This is a genomic window from Mesorhizobium ventifaucium, from assembly GCF_935822925.1.
Lineage (GTDB): Bacteria > Pseudomonadota > Alphaproteobacteria > Rhizobiales > Rhizobiaceae > Mesorhizobium > Mesorhizobium ventifaucium.
In genome coordinates this window covers 92,063-117,307 of record NZ_CAKXZS010000008.1, presented here as the reverse complement: position 1 = coordinate 117,307, position 25,245 = coordinate 92,063, and the positions used below count along the sequence as shown (strand labels likewise).

Sequence of the window (25,245 nt, the reverse complement as noted above, 5' to 3'; positions counted from 1 at the left end):
CGTTCAGGGTGTTCGCGGGATTTCTGAAGGCATGGATTCAGGTGGCGCTGCGAACAGTGTAGTCAGCGTTTCCTGCCCACCCTGAAGCACATTCAGATCGACATCGCCACTGATGCCGTCGACGCGACCTTTGTCGTGGTACTGCCAATAGATCCAGTCGTCATAACCTGGCTGCAGCGCCAGCGAACGAACCCAGCGCGGGCGGCCGACAATCTGGCCGGCATAGGCCCGTGCCGCGTCGTCGGTGACATAGAGGATCGCCGTCTTGCCGAAAGCTGCCTCGACAGGGCCGAGGAAAGCCGAGAGTTCAACACTCAATTCTTCGGGCAATGGCCGCCGCGGGCAATTGCCGACGAATTCGATATCCACCACCGGCGGCAGCAGCGTTTGATCGCGCGGCACGACGGAGATGAAATTCTTCGCCTGATCGGCGCCAGGCCTGCAGAAGGTGAAGAAATGATAGGCACCGACCGCCAGACCGGCCGCGCGCGCCTCACGCAGATTGGCCGCGAAGGCATCGTCGACATGGTCGCCGCCTTCAGTTGCCTTGATTATGGCGAAGGCGACGTCATCGGCGGCAACACGCCCCCAGTCGATCTGTCGTTGGTGATGCGAAACGTCGATGCCCCTGAGCGGATATTTGCCGCGGTCCGGAGAAAACGCTTGGAAGTAGAGATAGCCGCCGGCCGCGACTAGGCACGCCAGGATCAGGCCACCCGCACCCCAAAGGACGATCCGGTTCTTCAAAAGAGGCCTATCCCTGTTGAGCCGCCCTGCCCTGCGCCATGGGCTGCGGGCGTTCGTCGCTCGAAAAGCCAAATCGTTGGCTTTTCGACCGCTTTGCGGACCGCTTCTCATCCACGCTCCTTCAGCAGCCGCCCCTTCTCGCGCGACCAGTCGCGCTGCTTTTCGGTCTCGCGCTTGTCGTGCAGTTTCTTGCCGCGGCCGACGGCGAGCAAAAGCTTCGCCCGGCCCTGGTCGTTGAAATAGATTTTTAGCGGCACCAGCGTCATGCCTTCGCGATCGACGCTCTGCGACAGCTTGGCCATCTCGCGCTTGTTGAGCAGGAGCTTGCGGCGCCGGCGTGGCTCATGGTTGAAGCGGTTGGCCTGCAGATATTCCGGCAGATAGGAGTTGATCAGCCAGATCTCGCCGCCCTCGACCGAGGCGTAGCTGTCCTGGATGTTGGCCTGGCCCTGGCGCAGCGACTTCACCTCGGTGCCGGTCAGCACCAGGCCGGCCTCGATCGTGTCGAGCACCTCGTAGGAAAACCGCGCCTTGCGGTTTTCCGCAACGGTCTTGTTGTTGGGATCGGCTTTTCTGACCTGGTTCATGATGCGGAGAGGTGGCGCCTCATTCCTAGTTAATCAAGCCGGCGTGCTTCATCGCCGCATCGATCTTTTCGGCGGTCGACTGCTCGACGGTGACCAGCGGCGAACGCAGCACGTTCTCGACCTTGCCGAGCTTCGACAGCGCATATTTCGCGCCGGACACGCCGGGTTCCAGGAAAATCGCCTTGTGCAGCGGCAGCAGGCGGTCCTGCAAGTCCAGCGCCTTGGCATTCTCGCCGGAAAGCGTCGCCTCCTGGAACTCGGCGCACAGCCGCGGCGCGACATTCGCCGTCACCGAGATGCAGCCGACGCCGCCATGGGCGTTGAAACCGAGCGCCGAGGCGTCCTCGCCGGAAAGCTGGATGAAATCCTTGCCGCAGGTGGCGCGCTGCTCGGAAACCCGCTCGACCTTGCCGGTGGCGTCCTTGACGCCGACGATGTTCTTGAAGTCACGCACCAGTTCGCCCATCGTCTCGGGGCTCATGTCGATCACCGAGCGCGGCGGAATGTTGTAGATGATGATCGGCAGGCTGGTCGCCTTGGCGACGGCGGCGAAATGCGCATAGAGGCCGCGCTGCGTCGGCTTGTTGTAGTAAGGCGTGACGACGAGTGCCGCGTCGGCGCCCGCCCTCTCGGCATATTGCACCAGGCCCACCGCCTCCTCGGTGTTGTTGGAGCCGGCGCCGGCGACGACCGGAGCGCGGCCCTTGGCCACCTCGATGCACACCTTGACGACGTGGCGGTGCTCGTCATGCGACAGCGTTGGCGACTCGCCGGTGGTGCCGACCGGAACCAGGCCGGTCGTGCCTTCGGCGATCTGCCAGGCAACAAGGGCGCGAAAGGCTTTCTCGTCGAAACGGCCGCTCGTTTCGAACGGTGTCACGAGCGCGGTAAGCGAGCCTCTCAGCATGTCGTCCAACTCCTTGGGACTGGCGCGCGACCGCGAAAATCGGAGCCGATTTACGGAAAGGTCATGCGCCAAATTTAAAGTGCTACAGCGTCCTTTGCGCGTCCGAGGCGACGCGCGGCGCTGCAGGTGTTTTGTCGTGCGCGCCTTCTAGCCGAAAGCGAAGCGGCGCACCATAGTCTCGACACCGTTGCGCGGCAAGCATGGCAGCAGTGCCAGCAGGCGCAATTTGAATGACCTCGATAGCCCTTTGTTTACGGGCTCTTCATCACAGCCAACTAGGCTTCAGTTGATCTGTGCCTGTTGGTCATGTGCAAGGCAGGAATGATGAAGACCATGCCGACCAGGCAGCCTCATTTTTTCGCGCTGCTTGGCGCAATTGTTCTGTTGACGCCGACCCTTCTGGCCGCCGGCAAAATCGATGTGCGGGTCACTTCGGCCATTCCGATGCCAATTCTGCAGGATACCGGATCTCCAGCCGCCAGCCTCGCCAGGCTGAAGAGCGGCCTCGACGCGCTGGCGGCAAACGACGTTGCCGGCGCGCGTCAACTGCGCGAAACCCTGCCGGTCAACTCGCTCGACCGGCACGTCCTTGCCTGGGCGATCGCGCTCTATGGCGGCGACAGGGTGCCAAGCGGCGACATCGCCGATGCTGCGAAAATGCTGCCGAACTGGCCGGGCATGATCGCCTTGCGCAAGAACAGCGAGCGCGCACTCTACCGCGAGAACCCCGCGCCGGAGATCGTGGTGCAGGCTTTTGGCGGGAGCCAGCCGCAAACAGCCGAGGGCGTCGTCATCCTCGCCCGCTCCTATGTCTCGCAGGGCAACGTCCAGGCGGCGCGCTCGGTGCTGTCGCCTTTCTGGCGCACCGAGAAATTGGAAGCCAGGGACGAAGCGGCGATCATCCAGGAATTCGGCACGCTGATCCCCGCCGCCGACCACCGCTTTCGCATGGAGCGCATGTTTTATGCCGATCGGGTCAATTCGGCGCTGCGCGTCGCCGGTCTTGCCGGCGCCCAGCAACTGGCCGACGCCTGGGCCGCGGCGGACAAGGGCGACAAGAGTACGGGCGACAAGAAGGCGGGCGACAAGAACGCGGCCAGACTGCTGAAGGCGGTGCCCGCCGCGCAGCGTTCGGCCGGCTATCTCTTCGCCCAAGCCCAATATCTGCGCAAGCAGCAGAAGTTTTCCGACGCCGCCGCAATGGTGATGAAGGCGCCGAGCGACCGCAACGCTCTGATCGATCCGGATGCCTGGTGGGCCGAGCGCCGGGTGCTGTCGCGCGAACTGGTCGACCAGGGCGACATGAAGACCGCCTACAGGATAGTCGCAGCACACGCCGCCGAAGCTGCTGCCAACGCGGCGGATGCGGAGTTTCATGCCGGCTGGTACGCGCTGCGCGGCCTCAACGATCCCACCACCGCTGCCAGGCATTTTGAGCGGATCGCCGGTCTCGCCCAAGGGCCGATATCGCTGTCGCGCGCCTATTACTGGCTCGGCCGTGCGGCCGAAGCCGGCGGTCCCGGCAGCGCCAAGGATTATTTTAGCCGTGCCGCTGCTTACAGCACGACGTTCTACGGCCAACTCGCCGGCGAACGCGTCGGCCGGCAGGTCCTCAACATCGCCCATCCGCAGCCGAGCGCCGCCGATCATCGCAATTTCGCCAGCCGCGAGGCGGTCAGCGCCATAAAGCGACTGCAGCAGGCGGGCTATCAGCGCTACGCCGACACACTTTACCGCGACCTCGCCGGACAATTGACCAGCCCCGGAGAGCTGGCGCTGCTGGCGGCTATGGCGGAAAAGCAGGGCAATCACTTCCTGGCGCTGAAAGTCGGCAAGATCGCCGGCGCGCGCGGCATCGATGTCGGGGCGCTGTCGCATCCGCTCGGCGTCATTCCCGAGACCGCCAACATTTCCGGCTCCGGCAAGGCGCTGGCCTATGCGATTGCCCGCCAGGAAAGCGAGTTCAACATCGGCGCCGTCTCCAGCGCCGGCGCGCGCGGGCTGCTGCAGCTGATGCCGGGAACCGCCAGGCAATTGGCGAAGAAGGCCGGGATGACCTTCTCGCAGGCGCGGCTGACCACCGACGCCGGCTACAACGCGACCTTGGGCGCCGCCTTCCTCGGCGAGCAGCTCGGCCGCTTCGACGGCTCCTATGTGCTGACCTTCGCCGGTTACAATGCCGGCCCCAGCCGCGCCGCCCAGTGGGTGGCCAGATATGGCGACCCGCGCGGCAAGGACATCGACGCCGTCGTCGACTGGATCGAGCGGATTCCCTACACCGAAACAAGAAGTTACGTGCAGCGCGTGATGGAGAATTACGAAGTCTACAAGATGCGCATTTCCGGCAAGTACGACATTGTGGGGGATTTGGTGAACGGGCGGAGTTGAGGGCGTCGACGGCGTTCGAGATTGGCGAAAGCGTCGATGACGGCCGATCTCCCCCACGAGGGGGGAGATTGGCAGCTTGGCCGTTCCGCCCTCGATTGACCACCCCCGCCCTCGCCTGTAGCAGTCTCGACCATCCGGCAACGGCGAGGAATCGAGTTCAAATGTCGAGCGGTTTTTCCGATTTTTTCTACGCCTCGCCGGACGGGCTGCAACTCCACGCCCGTATCTACGGCGAAGCGAACTCCGGCCACTGGCCGGTCGTCTGCCTGCCCGGCCTGACCCGCAACAGCCGCGATTTTCATGAACTGGCGCTGCACCTGTCGCGACGGCCCGAACGCCCGCGAAAAATCGTGGCCTTCGACTATCGCGGGCGCGGGCAATCCGCCTACGACCCCGATGTTAGCCACTACAATGTCGGCGTCGAAGCCGGTGACATCCTCGCTGGGTTGGCGGCGCTCGGCATCGACGGGGCATGTTTCATCGGCACGTCACGCGGCGGGCTGATCATCCATGTGCTCGGCGCGCTGCGGCCGGGCGTCCTGAGGGCTATCGTGCTCAACGATATCGGCCCGGTGGTCGAGGCTGGCGGTCTAGCCCATATCCGCTCCTATCTCGAGCGCACGCCGAAGCCGAAAACCCATGCTGAGGCGATCAGCGCCCTGCGCGGCGCGCACGGCAGCGACTTTCCAGCTCTGACCGAGGCGGATTGGGAGCGGATGGGAGCGGCCCTCTACCGAGAGACGGATGAAGGATTATTGCCGGATTTCGACCCGAAGCTGGTCGACACGCTGGCGGGCCTCGATCTGACCCGGCCACTGCCAGACATGTGGCCGCAGTTCGAGGCACTGGCGGCAATACCCTTGCTCGCCATCCGCGGCGGCAATTCGAAGCTGCTGTCCGCCGAGACCTTCGAATGGATGCGAAAACGTCACCCTTGCATCGAGACGATCACGGTCGAGGACCAGGGACATGCGCCTTTCCTCGAGACAGGCGGCCTGCCCGGCGCCATCGCCGCTTTTCTGGACAGGGTCGAGCAAACGGTTTGACTTGAAGTAAACTCCAGGGTCGATTTCGATCCTGTCAACGGGTTCTGGCTCGGCGACGACGACGGCGGCGCGCACCGGAAACTGAGATCAAGGTCGCAGCTGAGCCGAGAAGAAGGCTCTTGGTGTTCATTTCTGACCTCCAGTCAGAATCGAAGGCGGAGGTCGGCCAAAAGCAACTCGTTGTGCTGTTTTTCTTTTATTTCAAATAGATAATCTTTAAGCCATCAGTGGGACCAAAAACGCTTGCCCGCAAAGGCCTTGCCCGAGCCGGTCTTGAAATATCGCTCGAGTTGCCGTGCGTTGACCTCGGTTTCAACCGCAATGTAGGACTTCAAAGTGGCAGGCAGATAAGCCTTGGTCGAAGTCACATACCCTGATCGATGCGATTCGAAACGGCGCCGAAGGTCGTTGGTCGATCCGACATAGACATCGCCGTTACGGAGTTGCAGGAAATAGACGTACCACATGGTCCCCCTACGCTACTTCGTAGCTTCGGGCGACACTCCTACGCCCAAAATGCGGTTCCGGGTGGCCTGCCACCCGAAGCCCGCAGGGCGTAGGGTGGCGGAGAGGATGGGATTCGAACCCACGAGAAGCTTTTGACCTCTACTCCCTTAGCAGGGGAGCGCCTTCGACCACTCGGCCACCTCTCCGTTGCGCCGGTGGATAAAGAAAAGCGTCGGCACAATCAACAAGCCTGACCCATTATCGTTGAAAAAACCGGCTTCCGCCGAAACCGCGCTGCTTTTGCCATGCGGCGATTCTGCGGCAATGCCTTGGCTGACGACTCACAAACATCGCCGCAATTGCGGCAGGCAATTGCCAGATTCGGCCGGATTGCAAGGGCTCGCCCAAGGGCCTCCGACAGCTCAATGGTTAACGGGAGCTTTCCGAGTGAGGCCAAATCGTGTCATTTGTGCAACAAGGCAGGGTGATAGCGCCTGCACAGACCTTTCGCCGATGCGATGGTTGTTGAACGCCGCCGCCTCATGGGTAATGTCGGGTTCGAAGGAGCGGCGCGGTGCGCATCTTTTTCGGTAGTGGGGATGGGGCAGGGAACGCTGTCCTTCAGCAAAGAATACCCAGACCCGTTTTTTAACTTTTGACTGGAGGTCAGAAAATGAACATCAAGAGCCTTCTTCTCGGCTCCGCTGCGGCTCTGGTCGCAGTTTCCGGTGCGCGCGCCGCCGACGCCGTCGTCGTCGCCGAGCCGGAACCCGCTGAATACGTCCGCATCTGCGACGTCTACGGCGCTGGCTACTTCTACATCCCCGGCACCGAAATCTGCCTGCGCATCGGCGGCTATGTCCGCTACGACATCGGCGTCGGCGACGTCGGCGCTTTCACTGGCGCCGAGTCGAACGACTACTTGGACGATGAAGAGCAAAGCACTTATTACAAGAACGCCCGCTTTACGGTGAGGACCTACACCGGCCAGGAAACCGAGCTCGGCACCTTGAGGACCTACACCGAGACCCGCTTTAATTGGGGCAATGATAATGCCTACGGTGATGGCTTGGAAAGAAACGACCAGGGGTTTAAGGGAACTAGCCTGAACTTCGCCTGGATGCAGCTCGGCGGTCTTCGCGTCGGCAAGGACGAATCGGCCTTCCTCACGTTTCACGGTTACCTCGGCAACGTCATCAACGATACGCTGGTTCCCTATGGCGGCTTCGACACCAACGTGGTTCAGTACTACTTCGACTTCGGCAATGGCTTTTCGGCCGTGGCCTCGCTCGAAACCGGTGCAGGCAACCCTTTCAGCGGTCCTGGTGGCCAATTCCAAGACGTCAATCCGGAGACTGGTGGCGTCACAGGCCAAGACTCGATCGACAGCTACGTCCCATACGTCGTTGGCGGCGTGAAATGGACGCAGGGCTGGGGTGCGATCACCGCGCTCGGTGCCTATAACAGCTCCTGGGAAGAGTGGGCCGGCAAGGTCAAGCTCGACGTGACCCCGATGGAGAACCTGTCGCTGTTCCTCATGGTCGGCTACGGCACGGATGACAACATTGACCGCAACTTCTACAAGCAGTGGGGCGGCAATTGGGCAATCTTCGGTGGTGGCACCTACACTATCAACGAGAAGACCTCGTTCAACACGCAGTTGTCGTATGACGAGGACGAGAACTATGGCATCGCAGCCAACATCGCCTACGAGGCGGTTCCCGGCTTCGTAATCACGGCCGAAGTTGACTATGCACACGACGGTCAGTTCGATGAAGGCTATGACAGGAACTGGACCAACGCTGATGATGAGGACAGCATCGGCGGCATGCTTCGCTTCCAGCGCTCGTTCTAACAGGCTTTCCTGACTGAAGACGAACCCGGCGGGCAACCGCCGGGTTTTTTGTTTTTGAAGCATGCGCAAGCCCGCCGACAGTTCCGGCAGCCCGGGAGCTTGCGCGGCCACCTGTGCCGCGCTAGCAAGAAGGCCCTTTTCGAGCGAGCCTTTGCCATGCGCCAGCGCCCTCCCCTCACGCCGATCATCAGCGCGCTTCCATCGACGGTGCCGTTTGTCGGCCCGGAGGCGCAGGAGCGGGATCGCGGTCGCGCGTTTCGCGCCCGCATCGGCGCCAATGAGAGCAGTTTTGGCCCCTCGCCGCGCGTCATCGCCCGCATGGCCGGCGTCGCCCGCGACATGTGGATGTATTGTGATCCCGACAATCACGATCTGAAGCTGGCTGTCGCCGCGCATCTTGGCGTTCGCGTCGAAAACGTGGTGGTCGGCGAAGGCATAGACGGGTTGCTCAGTCTGGTGGCGCGCATGTATGTGGCATCAGGCGACGCGGTGGTCACCTCGCTCGGCGCCTATCCGACCTTCAATTTCCATATTGCCGGCGTCGGCGGCCGGCTGGTCGCGGTCCCCTACGAGAACGACCGGGAAAACCTCGACGGCCTGTTGGCTGCGATCGCCAAGGATAAAGCGCCGCTGGTCTACCTATCCAACCCGGACAATCCGATGGGAAGCTGGTGGGAGGCGGCCGAACTCATCCGCTTCATCGAAGCCCTGCCGGAGACCACCATGCTGGTGCTCGACGAGGCCTATGGCGAATTGGGCCCGGCCTCGGCGCTGCCGCCGATCGACGTGTCGCGGCCGAACGTCATCCGCATGCGCACCTTCTCAAAAGCCTACGGGCTGGCCGGCATACGCTGCGGCTATGCAGTGGCCGACGCCCAGCTGATCCGCGATTTCGAGAAGATCCGCAACCATTACGGCGTCAGCCGCATGGCGCAGATCGCCGGCGTCGAGGCGCTGGCCGATCAGGACTATCTGCAAAGCGTGGTGGTCCGGGTCGCTTCCGGCCGCCGGCGCATCGCTGAGATCGCCGAGGCCAATGGGCTGAAGCCGCTGCCCTCGGCTACCAATTTCGTCACCCTGGACTGCAACGGCGACGGCGCCTTCGCGCTTAAAGTGCTGCAGGCGCTTTTGTCGCGCGATGTGTTCATCCGCAAGCCGATGGTGCCGGTGCTCGACCGCTGCATCAGGGTCAGCGTCGGCCTCGACCACGAGCTCGACATTTTTGCCGAGGAATTGCCGGGTGCGCTGGCGGCGGCACGGGGGAGCTGAAAGGCTGAACAGACGCGCGCTCTTCCTTCTGCCCTTGTGGGAGAAGGTGGCCTCGCGAAGCGAGGTCGGATGAGGGGTGTTCCAGCCTGGCACCGACAGCACTCCGTCCAACACCCCTCATCCGGCTCGGCGCTACGCGCCGATCCACCTTCTCCCACAAGGGGAGAAGGGAAGAGCGCTGTCGCTCCCTTGAATTAATTAAACGTTCGTTTTATTCTCGCCTCTCTCGACGAGGCTTGCATGGCGCGCACGACCGGTTCCGACGGCGAAAAGACCGAAGCAGCGGTTCGCGAGGCGGCGGTCAGCCTGATCGCGCGTCTTGGCTATGAGGCAATGTCGATGCGCCAGCTGGCCGCCGAGGTCGGCGTCCAGGCGGCGGCGCTCTACCATTATTTTCCGACCAAGGAAGACCTTTTGTTCACGCTGATGCGCGAGCACATGGAAGGGCTGATCGAGGCGTGGGACGCGGCGCGCCCGGCCGCGGCCGATCCGGCGACCCGGCTCGCCGCCTATGTCGAAAACCACATCGCCTTCCACATCGAACGCCGCCATTCCACCCATGTCTCGAACATGGAATTGCGCAGCCTGTCGCATAATCGCCTGACGCAGATCCTCAAGCTGCGCACGACCTATGAAAAGGAGCTGCGCGCCATTCTGCGCGATGGCGCAGAAGCCGGCGTCTTCGACATCGAAGACACGGGGCTGACTGCCATGGCGCTGATCCAGATGATGACCGGCGTCATCGTCTGGTTCCGGCCGGGCGAGCGGCTATCGATCTCGGAGGTAACCGCCACATATCTTTCAATGACGATGCGCCTGGTTGGAGCAAAGGCCCGCAGCGCGACAACGACCGACAGCGCCGAGCGAACAAACGACGCTGTAGCACTTTGATTTTGCGCATGATCCACCGCGAAAATCGAATTCGATTTCGGGGTCATGCGCCGGGAGGAACGGCATGTACACGCACACACTTAACTTCGGGCTTGACGAAGACATCGAGGCGCTACGCGACCTGGTGCGGCGCTTCGCCCAGGACAAGATCGCCCCGATCGCCGCCGAGATCGACCGCTCGAATGAATTCCCGGCGCATCTGTGGGCCGAGCTCGGTGGGCTCGGCCTGCTCGGCATCACCGCCGATCCGGATTTCGGCGGCACCGGCATGGGCTATCTCGCTCATGTCGTCGCGATGGAGGAGATTTCGCGAGCCTCGGCCTCGGTCGGCCTCTCCTACGGCGCCCATTCCAACCTCTGCGTCAACCAGATCAATCGCTGGGCGACGCCGGCGCAGAAGAAAAAATATCTGCCCGCGCTGTGCAGCGGCGAAAAGGTCGGCGCGCTGGCAATGTCGGAATCCGGCGCCGGCTCCGACGTCGTGTCGCTCAAACTGCGCGCCGAAAAGCGCAACGATTGCTATGTGCTCAACGGCACCAAGATGTGGATCACCAACGGCCCGGACGCCGAGACGCTGGTCGTCTATGCCAAGACCGATCCGGAGCTCCAGTCGCGCGGCATCACCGCCTTCATCGTCGAAAAATCGATGGCCGGATTTTCCGTCGCGCAAAAGCTCGACAAGCTCGGCATGCGAGGCTCCAACACCGGCGAACTGGTTTTTTCGGATGTCGAAGTGCCGTTCGACAATATGCTGCATGAGGAAGGGCGCGGCGTCGAGGTGCTGATGTCGGGTCTCGACTACGAGCGCACGGTGCTCGCCGGCGGCCCGCTCGGACTGATGGCGGCGTGCCTCGATGTGGCGGTACCCTATGTGCACGAACGCAATCAATTCGGCCAGCCGATCGGCGAGTTCCAGCTGGTGCAGGGCAAGCTCGCCGACATGTATACGACGATGAATGCCGCGCGCGCCTATGTCTATACCGTCGCCGCCGCCTGCGACCGCGGCCAGACGAGCCGCAAGGACGCCGCCGCTTGCGTGCTGTTCGCCGCCGAGAAGGCGACGCAGATGGCGCTCGACGCCATCCAGCTGCTGGGCGGCAATGGCTACATCAATGACTATCCGACCGGCCGGCTTCTGCGCGACGCCAAGCTCTACGAGATCGGCGCCGGCACCAGCGAGATCCGTCGCTGGTTGATCGGGCGCGAAATCATGGCAGATGGGGGGTGATTACATGGCATTTGACACTTTTGTGGCCATTCAGGTGGCAGGAACGGCGGGGACACTCGCGGCGGCAATCGCAGCGTTATTAACAGCCCGTGAAATGCAGAGGCAAAGCAGGAACTCGGTTAGACCTTACGCGGTTCTGACAGGCACGAGATTCGAGCGAACTGTGGACGACGACGACGACTTGAAAGAAGCCACTCTTTCCATTGAGAATGTCGGACAAGGGCCAATGCTCGATGTTTCGATTACGTGGGACTTTGCTAGGCTTTACGAAAACCTTTCTGACAGATTTGTTCTAAACAAGGAATCTGGCTACCTGAAGTTTGAAGCGGGTAAAAAACATATCCTATTTAATTTAGGAAGTGCCCTTGATTTTCGAAACTCGTCAATAAAACGAAACGAAAAAAACGATTTCTCCGTCCCACAGGTCGTAATGGCAATCGTCGATGAAACGCTCGTAAATTATTTTTCTTCCTATGCGGCGTTCGATGAAATTGAGCCATACTTTCACGCAAAACTAGAATACAGTGATATGTACGAAAACAAATTCAATACATACGATATATACATGTACAAGAAATCAACGCCTTATCCCTCTTATGCGGCTCAATGGAAGGCGTTGAAATCTACTGCTTTGGAATTATGACTTATGGCCACGCTGCAAACCCAGATCTCGCCCGCCTCCGACACCTTCCGCGCCAATGCCGAGCGCATGCGGGCGCTGGTCGCCGACATTGCGCAAAAGGCAGCAACCGTCGAGCGTGGCGGCTCGGAGGAAGCGCGTGAGCGCCACCAGAGCCGCGGCAAGCTTTTGCCGCGCGAGCGCCTCGCCCAATTGCTCGACACCGGCTCGCCATTCCTCGAGATCGGCCAGTTCGCGGCGTGGTCGATGTATGGCGAAGACATCGCATCGGCCGGCATCATTACCGGCATCGGCCGCGTCGAAGGCACCGAAGTCATGGTCGTCGTCAACGACGCCACGGTGAAGGGCGGCACCTATTATCCGCTGACGGTGAAGAAGCATCTGCGCGCCCAGGAGATCGCGCTGCAGAACAGATTGCCTTGCGTCTATCTGGTCGACAGCGGCGGCGCCAATCTGCCCAACCAGGACGAGGTGTTTCCCGACCGCGACCATTTCGGCCGCATCTTCTACAACCAGGCCAACATGTCGGCTGCGGGCATACCGCAGATCGCCTGCGTCATGGGTTCGTGCACGGCGGGCGGCGCCTATGTGCCGGCGATGTCGGACGAGACGATCATGGTGCGCAACCAGGCGACCATCTTCCTCGGCGGCCCGCCGCTGGTGAAGGCCGCCACCGGCGAGGACGTCAGCGCGGAGGAGCTGGGCGGCGCCGATGTCCACACGCGGCTTTCCGGTGTTGCCGATCATTATGCGCTGGACGACGAGCATGCGCTGGCGATCGCGCGCCGCATCGTCAAGAACCTCAATCGAAACAAGCAGATCGGGCTGGCGCTACGCGATCCGATTGCGCCGCTCCATGCAGCGGAAGAACTCTACGGCATCGTGCCGACCGATCTGCGCCAGCCCTATGACGTGCGCGAAGTGATGGCCCGCATTGTCGACGGCTCCGAATTCGAGGAGTTCAAGCAGAACTATGGCACCACGCTGGTCACCGGCTTTGCCCATCTTCAGGGCATGCCGGTCGGCATCATCGCCAACAACGGCGTGCTGTTTTCCGAAAGCGCGCTGAAGGGCGCGCATTTCATCGAGCTGTGCTGCCAGCGCAAGATCCCGCTGATCTTCCTGCAAAACATCACCGGCTTCATGGTCGGGCGAAAATACGAGGCCGGCGGCATCGCCAGGGATGGCGCCAAGCTGGTGATGGCGGTCGCCACGGCCCGCGTGCCGAAGGTCACCATGATCATCGGCGGCTCGTTCGGCGCCGGCAATTACGGCATGTGCGGACGCGCCTATTCGCCACGCTTCCTGTGGATGTGGCCGAATGCCCGCATCTCGGTGATGGGCGGCGAGCAGGCGGCCACCGTGCTGGCCGTCGTCAAGCGCGAGGGGATCGAGCGCAAGGGCGGGCAATGGAGCGCGGAGGAGGAGGCAAAATTCAAGAAGCCGATCCTGATGAAATACGAGCATGAAGGCCACCCGCTCTATTCCTCCGCCCGGCTCTGGGACGACGGCATCATCGATCCGGCCAAGACGCGTGAGGTGCTGGCGCTCAGCCTGTCAGCCGCGCTGAACGCCGGGATCGAGGAGACAAGCTTCGGCGTGTTCAGGATGTGACGATGAGCAAGATCGACCCCAGAATTCGCGTTCATGTCGGCGACATCACCAAACTGGCGGTCGATGCCATCGTCAACGCCGCCAACACCTCACTTCTGGGCGGCGGAGGCGTCGACGGCGCCATCCACCGTGCGGCCGGCCCCGAACTCCTGGCCGAATGCCGGACACTCAATGGCTGCAAAGTCGGCGACGCGAAACTCACCAAAGGTTACAGGCTGCCGGCACGCTATGTCATCCACACGGTCGGACCGGTTTGGCAAGGCGGCGGCAAGGGCGAAGCTGAGCTGTTGGCCTCCTGCTATCGCCGGTCGCTCGAACTTGCCGCCGCCAAGGGTTGCCGGACGGTGCATTTCCGGCGATCTCGACCGGTGTATACCGGTATCCAAAGGACCAGGCGACGCAGATCGCCGTTGGCGCCGTGAGCGCCTTCATCACCCACAACGCGGTTCCGGAGACCGTCATCTTCTGCTGCTTCGACCAGCGAACGGCGGACCTGTACCGGCAGGCCATTGCTGCGCCTGGCGGAGCGTGATGTGATATGGTGATGAGAACGCTCGCTCCGTTGCGCTGGCGGGACAGCGCCCCCCTCTGTCCTGCCGGACATCTCCCCCACTTGGGGGGAGATTGGCTGGCTCCCCTGCTTTCGCCAATCTCCAACATTGAAAGAAGGACTGCGAGGCAGCAGCTGCCAATCTCCCGCATTGTGGGGGAGATGCCAAGTGGTGGCAAAGAGGGCAGGACAGAGGGGGGCGCGAAGGAACACCCACGCCGTTGGCGGCAAGCACTGGCTTTGGAGGTTCCATGTTCGCCAAAATCCTGATCGCCAACCGCGGCGAGATCGCTTGCCGGGTGATCCGCACCGCGCGCAGGATGGGCATGCGCACGGTCGCCGTCTATTCCGACGCCGACGCCGGCGCCTTGCATGTCGAGATGGCCGACGAAGCTGTGCATATCGGTCCCTCGCCGGTCGGCGAAAGTTATCTGCGCGGCGACAAGATTGTCGCGGCGGCTTTGGCCACCGGCGCCGAAGCCATCCATCCCGGCTACGGCTTTCTGTCGGAAAACCCTGACTTCGTCGATCAGGTGACCGCGGCCGGGCTCGTCTTCATCGGCCCGTCGGCCGCCTCGATCCGCGCCATGGGGCTGAAGGACGCGGCCAAGCGGCTGATGGAGAAGGCCGGCGTGCCGGTTGTGCCAGGCTATCACGGCGAGGCGCAGGAGATCGTGCTGCTCGCCTCCAAGGCACGCGAGATCGGCTATCCCGTGCTGATCAAGGCGCGCGCCGGTGGCGGCGGCAAGGGCATGCGGCGCGTCGAACATCCCGACGACTTTTCCGAGGCGCTGTCGGGTGCGCGGCGCGAGGCTAAGGCCGCTTTCGGCGACGACCGCGTGCTGGTCGAGAAATATGTCGAGAAGCCGCGCCACATCGAGGTTCAGGTATTCGGCGATATGTTTGGCAATGTCGTGCATCTCTACGAGCGCGACTGCTCGGCGCAGCGCCGCCACCAGAAGGTGATCGAGGAGGCACCCGCCCCCGGAATGACACCGGCATTGCGCAAGGCGATGACGGAGGCGGCGGTGAAGGCCGCCAAGGCGATCGACTATTCCGGCGCCGGCACCATCGAGTTCATCGTCGATGCCTCGCAAGGGCTGAAGGCCGACCGCTTCTGGTTCATGGAAATGAACACCCGCCTGCAGGTCGAGCACCCCGTCACCGAAATGGTCACCGGCACCGACCTGGTCGAATGGCAGTTGCGGGTGGCGTCCGGCGAAAAGCTGCCGAAGACGCAGAGCGAGATCACGCTCTCCGGACACGCCTTCGAGGCGCGCATCTATGCCGAGGACGCTGCAAAGGGCTTTTTGCCGGCGACGGGCACGCTGCATCACCTGAAATTTCCGGATACAGCGCCCGAGGGCGCCAGCATGCGGATCGAGACTGGCGTGCAGGCCGGCAATGCCATCTCGCCGTTCTACGACCCGATGATCGCCAAGCTCGTCGTCCACGGCAAGAACAGGCAGGCGGCGCTCGAAGCCCTGGGCATAGCCCTTTCGCAGACCGAGATCGCCGGCTCGACCGTCAACACCGCCTTTCTCGCGGCCCTAGCCGCTGACGCGGATTTTTCGGCAGGTGACGTCGACACCGGGCTGATCGGCAGGCACCAGCAAGCGCTGACCGCAGTGCCGCCGCCGAGCAGCGAGATCGTCGCCGCGGCCGCACTTGCGGCGTCCCGCGCCGGGGCTCAGGCGCAGACCCGAGACCCGTGGTCGTCGCTTGCCGGTTATGCGCATTTCCACACTGTTCCGCGGCGCACGCGGCTGCGCTACGGCGAGGATGATATCCTCGCGCTTGTTTCGGTGCGGCCGGACGGGCGCTTCCAAGTGGCACTGGACGCACCTTATGACAGCGCGCTTGATCTTCGCGCTGCCCCTCGCCTCGCCCGCTGGCCAAGTCATGTCACTGTCTTTTCGGGCGCCGTCGGCTACAGCTTCGCGGTGCCGGACCCGTTGGCAAGGGCTGACGAAATCGCGGCCGGTGCCGACAGCCTGCGCGCGCCGATGCCGGGCCTGGTCAAGCTGGTGCGCGCGGCAAAAGGCGAAGCCGTCATCAAGGGCCAGCCGCTGTTGATCCTGGAAGCGATGAAGATGGAGCACACGATTTCCGCCACGCACGACGGGACGATCGCCGAGATCGCAACAGAGGGCGCGCAGGTCACTGATGGCACGGTGCTGGTGCGTTTTGCCGAGGAAGCCCACGGCTGACCGCTGTTCATCCACGAGGCGACGTCGGAACACACGCTCCACAAACGCATGCCAACATGGATAATGGCCGGATCTGACCGGCCATCTCCGATAATCGCCAGGCGACGCCAGCCATCACGGCTTGATCGGCGCGTATTTGCCGTCGTGCCACTGGTTGATGTCGTAGCTGACGTTCTTGAGGTCGCCTTTTTCATCGAAAGTGACAGGGCCGACGACGGTGCTGATCGGCTCACCGTTCTTCATCGCTTCGGCAACCTTGGCCGGGTCGTCGCTGCCGGCGCGCTTGATACCCTCGGCAAAGGCCTGGATCACGGCATAGGAGAACAGCGTAAAGCCCTCGGGCACGAAGCCGCCCGCCTTGATCTTTTCGATGGCCTGCTTGGCTTCGGGCTTCGCCTGCGGATCCGACGGGAAGACGAACATGGTGCCTTCGCCGGCCGGGCCGGCAACCTGCCAGAATTCCGGCGTGGCGATCGAGTCCGGCATGATCAGCTGGAACTTGAAGTCCTGTTCCGCCGACTGGCGCAGGATGAGGCCGGCCTCCGGGTGGTAGCCGCCGAAATAGACCGCATCAGCCTTCAGCTCCTTGAGTTTGGTGACAAGCGCCGAGTAGTCCTTTTCGCCGGCGTTGATGCCCTCATAGAGGATCTCGTTGAGGCCATTCTGGTTCATCGTCGCCTTGACGGCATCGGCCACGCCCTGCCCGTAGGCGCTCTTGTCATGCATGATGACGACTTTCTTGCCGGCGTATTTCTTGGCGATCCATGGACCGATGAAGGCGCCTTGGGCATCGTCGCGCGTGTAAAGGCGCATGATCGTCGGCCAGTCGGCTTTCGCCGCCGCGTCCGTCAGCTCCGGGTTCGACGAGGCCGGACTCATCATCAGCGCACCGGCTTCGGCATAGACGGCCGAGGCCGGGATGCTCGAGCCCGAGCAGGCATGGCCATCGATGAACTTGACGCCGTTGGCGACGATGCGGTTGGCGACCGAAACCGCCTGCTTCGGATCGCACTGGTCATCCTGGACGTCGAGCTTGATCTGGCGGCCGTCGACGCCGCCGGCCGCGTTGATCGCATCGGCCGCGGCTTGCGCGCCCTGCTTGAACTGATCGCCGATGGTGGCAAGCTGTCCGGTCATCGGTCCGACCACCGAAAAGGTGATGTCTTCGGCGAAGGCAACCGGCGCACTCATCACCAGGCCGACTATGGCCGCGCTCAAAATAACCAATTTTTTCATGACGATACAACTCCTCCACTCGCGCACGGCCGCTTCGGCCGCGCCTCTTCCAGAATAGGTGGGAGAATTTCACCCCTCGCCAAGCCTGTCTAGGCGCATCGGCGGCTGGGCCTGCCGCCTTTCTGTTGGACCACGATCTTTCCAAAAATCGATTTCCACTTTTTGGGATCAGGGTCCGAAAACCAAAAAGCCGCGCCTGCCTTGTTCCGGCCGGTCGCGGCTTTTGTCGATCGAACAATCCCGAACGCTCCCACGCGCGCCCCGAAAATCGCTCGCCTTCCCTGTCGTCGCGCGGCTTGGCTGTATCCGGCCTGCAGCGTTCTTGTCATTGTTGGTCCGGCCGTCTTGCGCGGCCTTGTTCTTGCCGGTCCGGTCCGTCTTGCGCGGCCTTGAAGCGTCCCTGTCGGTGATCTCAATGCCTCATGAACTGAGGGCCTGATGAACTCAGGTCAAACTTAGTGCATCGTCATCCATTCGCGGGCTTCGCGCAGCGCCCTGGCGATCTCGACCTTCGACATGGCGGCCGACAATTCCGAGCGCAGTTCCGCTGCCCGGGCCGAGCCCTTGATCGCAGCGATGTTGAACCATTTGTGGGCGGCGACGACATCGGTCTCGCAATCGCGGCCGGTCGCATACATCATGCCCAGTTCGAAAAGAATGTCGGCCTGGGCAGTTGCCCCCATGGCGCCGAAGCCGGCTTCAGGCATTTCAAAACGTGCCATTTTCAATCCCCTGTTCTAGCCCCTGTCAGGCTCCCGAGAGCTGCCTCCTTCTGGCCCTTGGAAACCCTTGGGGCGGCCGCTCTTTCGATGCTTTCGAGAATGAACCGAAGGCTTGAATCCGTCGTTAAGTGGCGTGCTTAATTTGAGGAAAACAAAGCTAAAACAATAGGTAAACGCAGAAATTCATTAACGATGCAAAGCCAGCAATTGCGCCGGTTTGGGCTAAAATTGATGAAAATTTGCGAGGCGCAAATCAAGACTCCGCTAACCACGGGAGACAAAGCCAGCATGCAAGGCGTTTCATTTCTCGCTGACCAGACCGCTTCGGGCGGCCTGAAAAATCCCGACGTCTTCCGCGGCGGCACCGCTTTTGTTTTGCCGGGAGGTGGATTAGCTTACGTTTGCGTAAGAGGCAGACTGGCGGGGCGCAACACCCGGTCGGATGCCCCAGGGAGGAGAAACATGTTTCGCAAAATCAGCATGGCCCTTGCGGCCACATTGATCATGGCCGGCACGGCTTGGGCCGACCCGATCGAAGGCAACTGGAAAACGCAAGCCGGTTCGACCGCCGCCATCGCGGGCGGTGGCGGCGCATTTTCCATCACGCTCAAATCTGGCAAGTTTGCCGGCAAGCGCATCGGTTCGTTCAAGGTGTCCGGCGCCAACAAATATACCGGGACGATAACCGACCCGGAGACCGACAAGACCTATTCGGGCAAGGCCTCGGTCTCAGGCGCTTCGCTCAAGATGAGCGGCTGCGTCCTCGGCGGGCTGATCTGCCGGAGCCAGACCTGGCACAAGCTCTGATCGTTGCGACTGCCACGAATTGAAAACGGGGCCGCGAAGGCTCCGTTTTTGTTCGCGCCTCTGTATTTAGGACACCAATCAATCGTGCGGGCTGCGCCTTCTGCGCCCAACAGCAATTTTTGCGCGTCCTTCGACCCCTGCCGGCAAGATTCGGGCCAGCAAGATTTGGGGCAAGCAAGATTTGGGGGCAGCAATGCGGGCCGGCAGCAAGACTGCGGCGACGCTCGTGGCCGGTGACGGCGCGGTTTGACGGCCGCCACCCGGCACTCCGTCTAAATTTGAACCGCAGATGAACGCCGGCATCAGAACCGGTTCAGTTGCATCAGAGTATTCTCATGCGTGTAGAAGGAGAACCGCGCCATGTTCGCCCGCCGCTTCACCATCGTCTGCCTGCTGATGAGCCTGTTCGGCATGTCGTTCGCCATCCTCGTTGCCGAGGCCGGGCGGCCGAACCGGCAGGAATTGGCCCGCTCCTGGGACCAGGCCAATTCCTGCCGGTTCGGTTGCCCGAGCCACTTTCGCCATTGACGCCGACAAAAACCCCCAGAGAGAAGCAACAAGCCATGAACCGCATCGTCGCCAACGCCCTCAAGACCCTTCGGCTTGTGCCGCGGGCGACGCTCATCCTGATGGTTCTTGCAGCGCCGGTTCTGGCCGTGCCGACGATGCGCGCCGATGCCGGCTCGACGATCGAAGCGCCAGCGCTGAAGAAGACCGGCGTCGGCTTTGTGCTGTTGGTTAGCCTGCGGCGTGGTTAGGCAATCGGCCTTCATCGAACCATTCAAAAATAAAAAACGACCCTTTGGCCCCCTCCCAACCGCATGGCCAAGCCTCTATATTGGGTCATGGAAAAGCGAATCTATCCCCAAGCTATAGACTCAATCGTGATGCCGGAGCCGTTTGGCCGGCAGATCTTCAATGATGCAGGAAAGGCTGTCGCGGCCTTGCAGGCCCTCTACGACCGCAACACCAAATTCCTGCGCGATTCGTTTACGGCGCTCGCCGCAGGCGGCGACAACAACAAGCGCTACCGGGCCTTTTATCCGGAGGTCGGTGTCACCACGACTTCGTTCACCCAGATCGACTCGCGGCAGGCTTACGGCCATATGCCGACGCCCGGGCATTTCTCGACCACCATAACCCAGCCCGCCCTTTTCGAACGCTATCTCATCGAACAGCTTCGCCTGATCATGCGCAATCACGGCGTTCCGGTCACGGTTTCGGAATCGACGACGCCCATCCCGCTGCATTTCGCGTTCCTGGAAGGCTCCCATGTCGACGGCGCGGCAGCCGAGCGCATCAGGCGGCCGATCCGTGACCTGTTCGACGTGCCGGATCTCGACGGCACCGACGACCAGATCGCCAACGGCACGTTCGAAGTTGCGTTGGGCGAAGCCAGGCCATTGGCGGCGTTCACGGCGCAACGCATCGACTACTCGCTGCACCGGATGTCGCACTACACGGCGACCAGTCCGCAGCATTTCCAGAATTTCGTGCTGTTCACCAATTACCAGTTCTACATCGACGAATTCGTCGCCCGTGCGCACGATCTGATGGCGAAAGGCGGCGGCGGATACGTCGAATTCGTCGAGCCGGGAAACGTCGTCACCAAGGCTGGACAAAGCGCGCCCAGCCATGGCGTGGCGCCGCCGCGCCTGCCGCAGATGCCGGCCTATCATCTGAAGAAGCCGAATCATGGCGGCATCACCATGGTCAATATCGGCGTCGGCCCCTCCAACGCCAAGACGATCACCGACCACATTGCGGTGCTCAGGCCGCATGCCTGGGTAATGCTCGGCCATTGCGCCGGCCTGCGCAACACCCAGGCGCTGGGCGACTATGTGCTGGCGCATGCCTATGTGCGGGAAGACCATGTACTGGACGATGACCTTCCGGTCTGGGTGCCGATCCCGCCCCTGGCCGAAATCCAGGTGGCGCTGCAGGAGGCGGTCGCCGAAGTCACCGGCCTTTCCGGCTATGACCTCAAGCGTATCATGCGCACCGGCACCGTTGCCACCATCGACAACCGCAACTGGGAGTTGCGCGACCAGCGTGGGCCGGTGCAGCGGCTGTCGCAGTCACGGGCGATCGCGCTCGACATGGAGTCGGCGACGATCGCGGCCAATGGCTTCCGCTTCCGCGTACCCTACGGTACGCTGCTTTGCGTCTCCGACAAGCCCCTGCATGGCGAATTGAAGCTGCCAGGCATGGCGACCGAATTCTACAAGCGGCAGGTGGCACAGCATTTGACGATCGGCATCAGGGCGATGGAAAAGCTGGCCGAGATGCCGATGGAACGGTTGCATTCGCGCAAGCTCAGAAGCTTTTCGGAGACGGCGTTCCAGTAGCACCGCTCGGCCTGCGACCTTGGTAACAGCGCGGCACGGCATTTCGTAATCTTGCTTTGGGCTGCATTTCTGCCGATAAGCAAAGTAGATGGCACCCGTTCGAGACATGATGGCTTCGATGGCGTTCGTAGCAATGCTCGTCTTCTCGGTCGCGCTGGTGGCCGGGTTTTTCGGAACGCTGCATCCGGCCTTCGATTCCTTCGCTCATTTCCGCGTTCATCTTGCCGTGCTGATGACGCTTTGCGCGCTGCCACTGCTGGCGACCTCGTTTCGCCTACAGGCGGCCACAGCGCTGCTCTTTGCAGTGGCTGCGTTTGCCACCACCTCGAACGCCCTGTCGGTGCCCCGCCTGTGGCCGGTCCAGGCAGCCTACGAAGCCGAGGCCGGCGACCAGGCGGTCTACCCCGGTGACCAAGCGGTCTACCGCCTGCTGCAGATGAACTTGCGGTTCAACAATCCAACGCCTGAAAAAGTCCTGTCGCTGATCGGCCGGACCCAGCCTGATGTGATCACCCTCGATGAGGTGTCCGACATGTGGAAGGCGAAGCTTGGCCATCTTGCCAGCGCCTACCCTTACCGGATCCTCTGCCCCTACCCCAATGGCGTTTTCGGCGTTGCGCTGCTGTCCAGACGGCCGTTTGCCGCCGGCACGCAACCGCGCTGCGATGGCCGCGGCGCGATGGCCATCGCGACGGTCGATTTCGGCGGAACCAACGTCGACGTCGCCGCCGTGCACCTCACCTGGCCATGGCCGCGCCACCAGTCACCGCAGATCGGCGAATTGTCGGGGGAGTTCGCCTCGCTTGGCGAGACATCGATCATGGCAGGCGACTGCAATGCAGTGCCGTGGAGCGCCGCCGTGCGGCGCGTCGCAAATCTTGGCAAGCTGACCGTGGCGCCTTCGCCGGGGCCGACCTGGCTCTATATCGAGTTGCCGGATTTCCTGCGCTTCGCCGGACTGCCGATCGACCAGGTTTTCAGCAAGGGCGCGGTTCTCATCCGTTCGGTGTCGCGGCTGGAAGGCACGGGCTCCGACCATCTTCCGCTGATGGTGGAATTCTCGCTCAGGCCGGAACAGAAGAAGCCAGTCGACGAACATGAAACTGCGACGGCATCCGTGCGACAGAACGGCAGGCCCCGAGGCTGAGCTACTGCTTGCGCAACAGCGCCCTGATGAGGTGCTCGACATGGCCGCCTTCGCGATGCTCGCGCGCGTCGAAGGCGTTCTGTTTCGCCTCGTATTCGGCATAGACGGCCTTGATCCGGCGCCTCGCCTCGCGGTGCGTCTTGCTGCAAAACAAGTTGTCGGCGAACTCCAGTCCAGTGATCGATCTTTCGGTCGCCCGCATCATTGTCCTGGCGATGCGGCCATGGTGATGCTCGTGAGCACGAACGCCCGCGAAAAACCGCTTCCAGCGCTTCTGCAGCGCCGGTGTCGCGGCTGAGGCCAAACGCGGCAAGGTGTAGGTGAGATCGAGTGTGCCATTGGCCTGCCGCAGACGGCAGACACCACCCTCCCTTGTGACCTCAAGGTCCCAATCGACGGTATAGGCGGCCAGCGCGATGGCGTGCGTCATGAAGCCGTGCCGCTTCGGACCGTTGCGGTCCATGGCCTCGATCAGGGCGGCGCCCGTGGTTCCAATGATGTCGTAGGTCCGGGTCTTGACCAGCACCTTCGTGTCAGCCAATGCCGACGGTGCGAAGCCGCACAAGCCGCCAATCGCCACAAGGCACGTCAGAACCGCCAGGCGCATGGTCATCTCCCGGGTCAGAAAGAATGGAACCACAAGCGCCGCCCCGCTTCAACTTCTTTTAGACGCCGCACATATAATAGGCCTTCACCGGCTTTCATTTTTGGTCGGCGGTCGAGACGGCCGCCGGGCCGATCTGGCTTGCTGGGGCTACATGTTCTGGTAGACTACATGTTTTGGTAGACTGGTCCCTCTCCACCTTGTGGCGGCACCCAGGTAATGTTTCGGTTCGGGTCCTTGATGTCGCAGGTCTTGCAGTGGACGCAGTTTTGCGCGTTGATGACAAAGCGCACGTCCTTCGCTGCGGAATCGGCGGCGGCGTTGCCATCCTTGTCGACCCATTCGTAGACGCCGGCCGGGCAGTAGCGTGTCGAGGGCCCGGCATAGACATCGTGCTCGGAACGCTGCTGCAGATCCATATCCGCGACCAGCAGGTGGACGGGCTCGTTTTCCTCGTGGTTGGTGTTGGAGAGAAACACCGAGGACAGGCGGTCGAAGGTGAGCACACCATCCGGCTTCGGATAGGCGATCTTCTTATGCCTGGCGGCCGGCTCCAGCGTCGCATAATCGGCATTGCCGTGCTTCAGCGTGCCAAAAGGCGAGAAGCCGAACAGCGAATTCAGCCACATGTCGAGGCCGCCGATGCCGACGCCGACGACGGTGCCGAAGCGCGACCACAATGGCTTGACGTTGCGCACCTTCTTCAAATCCTTGCCGATGTCGGTTGCCCGCCATGCCGCCTCGTAGGAAGCCAGTTCGTCATTGGCGCGGCCGGCGCCGATCGCCTCGGCGACATGCTCGGCCGCCAGCATTCCGGAGAGCACGGCATTGTGCGAACCCTTGATGCGCGGCACGTTGACGAAGCCGGCAGCACAACCGATCAGCGCGCCGCCGGGAAAGGACAGTTTCGGCACCGACTGCCAGCCACCCTCGGTGATGGCACGGGCGCCATAGCCGAGCCGCTTGCCGCCCTCGAATGTGCCCCTGATCGCCGGGTGGGTCTTGAAGCGCTGGAACTCGTCGAACGGCGACAGATAGGGGTTCTTGTAGTTGAGGTGGACGACGAAGCCGACCGCCACCTGGTTGTCTTCCAGATGGTAGAGGAAGGAGCCGCCGCCGGTCTTCATGTCGAGCGGCCAGCCGAAGGAGTGCTGGACAAGGCCTGGCCGGTGGTTCTCCGGCTTGACCTGCCAGAGCTCCTTGAGACCGATGCCGTATTTGCCGGGCTCGCGGCCGTCGGAAAGATGGTATTTGGCGATCAGCTGCTTGGCCAGCGAGCCGCGCGCGCCCTCTCCGATCAGCACATATTTGCCCATCAGCGCCATGCCCGGCGCGAAGCCCGGGCCATGCGTGCCATCCTTCTCGACGCCCATGTCGCCGGTGACAACGCCGGTGACCGCGCCCTCGCCACTGTAAATGAGATCCACGGCGGCAAAGCCCGGATAGATCTCAACGCCCAGCGCCTCGGCCTTGGTCGCCAGCCAGCGACAGACATTGCCGAGCGAAACGATGTAGTTGCCGTGGTTGTTCATCAGCGGCGGCATCAGGATATTGGGCAGGCGGAACGAACCGGCGGGGCCAAGGACCAGGAAATGGTCTGCCGTGACCGGCGTCTTGAACGGATGTCCCTCCTCGTCACGCCAGCCCGGCAGCAGCCGGTCGATGCCGATCGGATCGACGACGGCGCCGGACAGGATGTGGGCGCCGACTTCGCCACCCTTTTCCAGGACGACGACGGAAAGCTCGGGATTGACCTGCTTGAGACGGATCGCGGCAGCAAGGCCGGCCGGACCGGCGCCGACGATGACCACGTCGAATTCCATGCTTTCGCGTTCGATCTCGCTCATCAACCCCTCACTGGCTGCCGCATTTGCGCATCTTGCTGGCTTATCCGCTGCATAGCGCATCAATTCGCGACGCGAAACCGGCGCTGACGTGACAATGCCGATTTCGTCAAAAGTCGCGCGCGTCGTACTACAAAATCGCGATTTGCGGTCACCGG

Annotated in this window: 23 protein-coding genes and 1 tRNA gene; 15 read left to right on the top strand and 9 right to left on the bottom strand. The window is 62.3% G+C overall.

The window, feature by feature from the left end; all coding sequences use genetic code 11:
- Positions 1–3: 3 nt before the first annotated feature.
- The 3 genes from NMG70_RS06245 to dapA all read right to left on the bottom strand — a co-directional run bounded on the left by NMG70_RS06245 (position 4) and on the right by dapA (position 2,241).
- A complete protein-coding gene (locus tag NMG70_RS06245) occupies positions 4–747 on the bottom strand; it encodes a glycoside hydrolase family 25 protein (RefSeq protein ID WP_254023720.1) in 744 nt (247 codons plus the stop codon).
- A 107-nt stretch (positions 748–854) separates the two neighbouring features.
- Entirely contained in the window at positions 855–1,334 is a 480-nt protein-coding gene (gene smpB, locus NMG70_RS06240) for an SsrA-binding protein SmpB (protein ID WP_006202221.1), read from the bottom strand.
- A 25-nt stretch (positions 1,335–1,359) separates the two neighbouring features.
- Positions 1,360–2,241, bottom strand: a complete 882-nt coding sequence (gene dapA, locus NMG70_RS06235; protein ID WP_254023719.1) for a 4-hydroxy-tetrahydrodipicolinate synthase — start codon at positions 2,239–2,241, stop codon at positions 1,360–1,362.
- A gap of 333 nt (positions 2,242–2,574) precedes the next feature.
- Here dapA and NMG70_RS06230 point away from each other — a divergent pair, with 333 nt between their 5' ends.
- Together NMG70_RS06230 and NMG70_RS06225 are read left to right on the top strand one after the other, a co-directional pair.
- Positions 2,575–4,629 (top strand): lytic transglycosylase domain-containing protein, encoded by a 2,055-nt coding sequence (locus NMG70_RS06230; RefSeq protein WP_254023825.1) that lies wholly within the window; start codon positions 2,575–2,577, stop codon positions 4,627–4,629.
- Positions 4,630–4,790: 161 nt separating this feature from the next.
- A complete protein-coding gene (locus tag NMG70_RS06225; RefSeq protein WP_254023718.1) occupies positions 4,791–5,675 on the top strand; it encodes an alpha/beta fold hydrolase in 885 nt (294 codons plus the stop codon).
- A gap of 224 nt (positions 5,676–5,899) precedes the next feature.
- Here the strand turns inward: NMG70_RS06225 and NMG70_RS06220 are convergent, their stop codons facing one another.
- Complete coding sequence (locus NMG70_RS06220) at positions 5,900–6,142, bottom strand: GIY-YIG nuclease family protein (RefSeq protein WP_254023717.1); 243 nt, start codon at positions 6,140–6,142, stop codon at positions 5,900–5,902.
- A gap of 95 nt (positions 6,143–6,237) precedes the next feature.
- Positions 6,238–6,328, bottom strand: a tRNA-Ser gene (locus tag NMG70_RS06215).
- Between the two features lie 467 nt (positions 6,329–6,795).
- Here NMG70_RS06215 and NMG70_RS06210 point away from each other — a divergent pair.
- The 8 genes from NMG70_RS06210 to NMG70_RS06175 all read left to right on the top strand — a co-directional run bounded on the left by NMG70_RS06210 (position 6,796) and on the right by NMG70_RS06175 (position 16,379).
- Positions 6,796–7,977, top strand: a complete 1,182-nt coding sequence (locus NMG70_RS06210; protein WP_254023716.1) for a porin — start codon at positions 6,796–6,798, stop codon at positions 7,975–7,977.
- Positions 7,978–8,133: 156 nt separating this feature from the next.
- Complete coding sequence (locus tag NMG70_RS06205; protein WP_254023715.1) at positions 8,134–9,246, top strand: pyridoxal phosphate-dependent aminotransferase; 1,113 nt, start codon at positions 8,134–8,136, stop codon at positions 9,244–9,246.
- A 240-nt stretch (positions 9,247–9,486) separates the two neighbouring features.
- Positions 9,487–10,137, top strand: coding sequence for a TetR/AcrR family transcriptional regulator (locus NMG70_RS06200; RefSeq protein WP_254023714.1), 651 nt, complete (start codon positions 9,487–9,489; stop codon positions 10,135–10,137).
- A gap of 64 nt (positions 10,138–10,201) precedes the next feature.
- Complete coding sequence (locus NMG70_RS06195; RefSeq protein WP_254023713.1) at positions 10,202–11,365, top strand: isovaleryl-CoA dehydrogenase; 1,164 nt, start codon at positions 10,202–10,204, stop codon at positions 11,363–11,365.
- 4 nt (positions 11,366–11,369) lie between these two features.
- Positions 11,370–12,008: a DUF8453 domain-containing protein gene (locus tag NMG70_RS06190; RefSeq protein WP_254023712.1), complete on the top strand. Its 639-nt coding sequence runs from the start codon at positions 11,370–11,372 to the stop codon at positions 12,006–12,008.
- A gap of 3 nt (positions 12,009–12,011) precedes the next feature.
- The gene (locus NMG70_RS06185; RefSeq protein ID WP_254023711.1) at positions 12,012–13,619 is read left to right on the top strand and encodes a carboxyl transferase domain-containing protein; all 1,608 of its coding nucleotides are present in this window, start codon (positions 12,012–12,014) and stop codon (positions 13,617–13,619) included.
- Positions 13,620–13,621: 2 nt separating this feature from the next.
- Positions 13,622–14,041 (top strand): macro domain-containing protein, encoded by a 420-nt coding sequence (locus tag NMG70_RS06180; protein WP_367185505.1) that lies wholly within the window; start codon positions 13,622–13,624, stop codon positions 14,039–14,041.
- 379 nt (positions 14,042–14,420) lie between these two features.
- Positions 14,421–16,379 (top strand): acetyl/propionyl/methylcrotonyl-CoA carboxylase subunit alpha, encoded by a 1,959-nt coding sequence (locus tag NMG70_RS06175; protein WP_254023710.1) that lies wholly within the window; start codon positions 14,421–14,423, stop codon positions 16,377–16,379.
- A 114-nt stretch (positions 16,380–16,493) separates the two neighbouring features.
- Here the strand turns inward: NMG70_RS06175 and NMG70_RS06170 are convergent, their stop codons facing one another.
- Both NMG70_RS06170 and NMG70_RS06165 read right to left on the bottom strand, forming a co-directional pair.
- Complete coding sequence (locus NMG70_RS06170; protein WP_254023709.1) at positions 16,494–17,615, bottom strand: ABC transporter substrate-binding protein; 1,122 nt, start codon at positions 17,613–17,615, stop codon at positions 16,494–16,496.
- A 455-nt stretch (positions 17,616–18,070) separates the two neighbouring features.
- Positions 18,071–18,337, bottom strand: a complete 267-nt coding sequence (locus NMG70_RS06165) for an SEL1-like repeat protein (RefSeq protein WP_254023708.1) — start codon at positions 18,335–18,337, stop codon at positions 18,071–18,073.
- A gap of 462 nt (positions 18,338–18,799) precedes the next feature.
- Between NMG70_RS06165 and NMG70_RS06160 the strand changes: the two genes are divergently transcribed.
- From NMG70_RS06160 to NMG70_RS06140, 5 genes are all read left to right on the top strand, one after another.
- Complete coding sequence (locus NMG70_RS06160; RefSeq protein ID WP_128241943.1) at positions 18,800–19,144, top strand: DUF2147 domain-containing protein; 345 nt, start codon at positions 18,800–18,802, stop codon at positions 19,142–19,144.
- Positions 19,145–19,504: 360 nt separating this feature from the next.
- Positions 19,505–19,672, top strand: coding sequence for a hypothetical protein (locus tag NMG70_RS06155; protein WP_254023707.1), 168 nt, complete (start codon positions 19,505–19,507; stop codon positions 19,670–19,672).
- 35 nt (positions 19,673–19,707) lie between these two features.
- Positions 19,708–19,902 carry a hypothetical protein gene (locus tag NMG70_RS06150; protein ID WP_254023706.1) on the top strand — a complete coding sequence of 65 codons (195 nt, stop codon included), beginning with the start codon at positions 19,708–19,710 and terminating at the stop codon, positions 19,900–19,902.
- 129 nt (positions 19,903–20,031) lie between these two features.
- Positions 20,032–21,492, top strand: coding sequence for an AMP nucleosidase (locus tag NMG70_RS06145; RefSeq protein ID WP_254023705.1), 1,461 nt, complete (start codon positions 20,032–20,034; stop codon positions 21,490–21,492).
- Positions 21,493–21,610: 118 nt separating this feature from the next.
- The gene (locus tag NMG70_RS06140) at positions 21,611–22,639 is read left to right on the top strand and encodes an endonuclease/exonuclease/phosphatase family protein (RefSeq protein WP_254023704.1); all 1,029 of its coding nucleotides are present in this window, start codon (positions 21,611–21,613) and stop codon (positions 22,637–22,639) included.
- 1 nt (position 22,640) lies between these two features.
- On the opposite strand, the gene NMG70_RS06135 is transcribed toward NMG70_RS06140, so the two are convergent.
- Both NMG70_RS06135 and NMG70_RS06130 read right to left on the bottom strand, forming a co-directional pair.
- Positions 22,641–23,246: a DUF922 domain-containing protein gene (locus NMG70_RS06135; RefSeq protein ID WP_254023703.1), complete on the bottom strand. Its 606-nt coding sequence runs from the start codon at positions 23,244–23,246 to the stop codon at positions 22,641–22,643.
- A 164-nt stretch (positions 23,247–23,410) separates the two neighbouring features.
- A complete protein-coding gene (locus tag NMG70_RS06130) occupies positions 23,411–25,090 on the bottom strand; it encodes an electron transfer flavoprotein-ubiquinone oxidoreductase (protein WP_254023702.1) in 1,680 nt (559 codons plus the stop codon).
- Positions 25,091–25,245 lie beyond the last annotated feature (155 nt).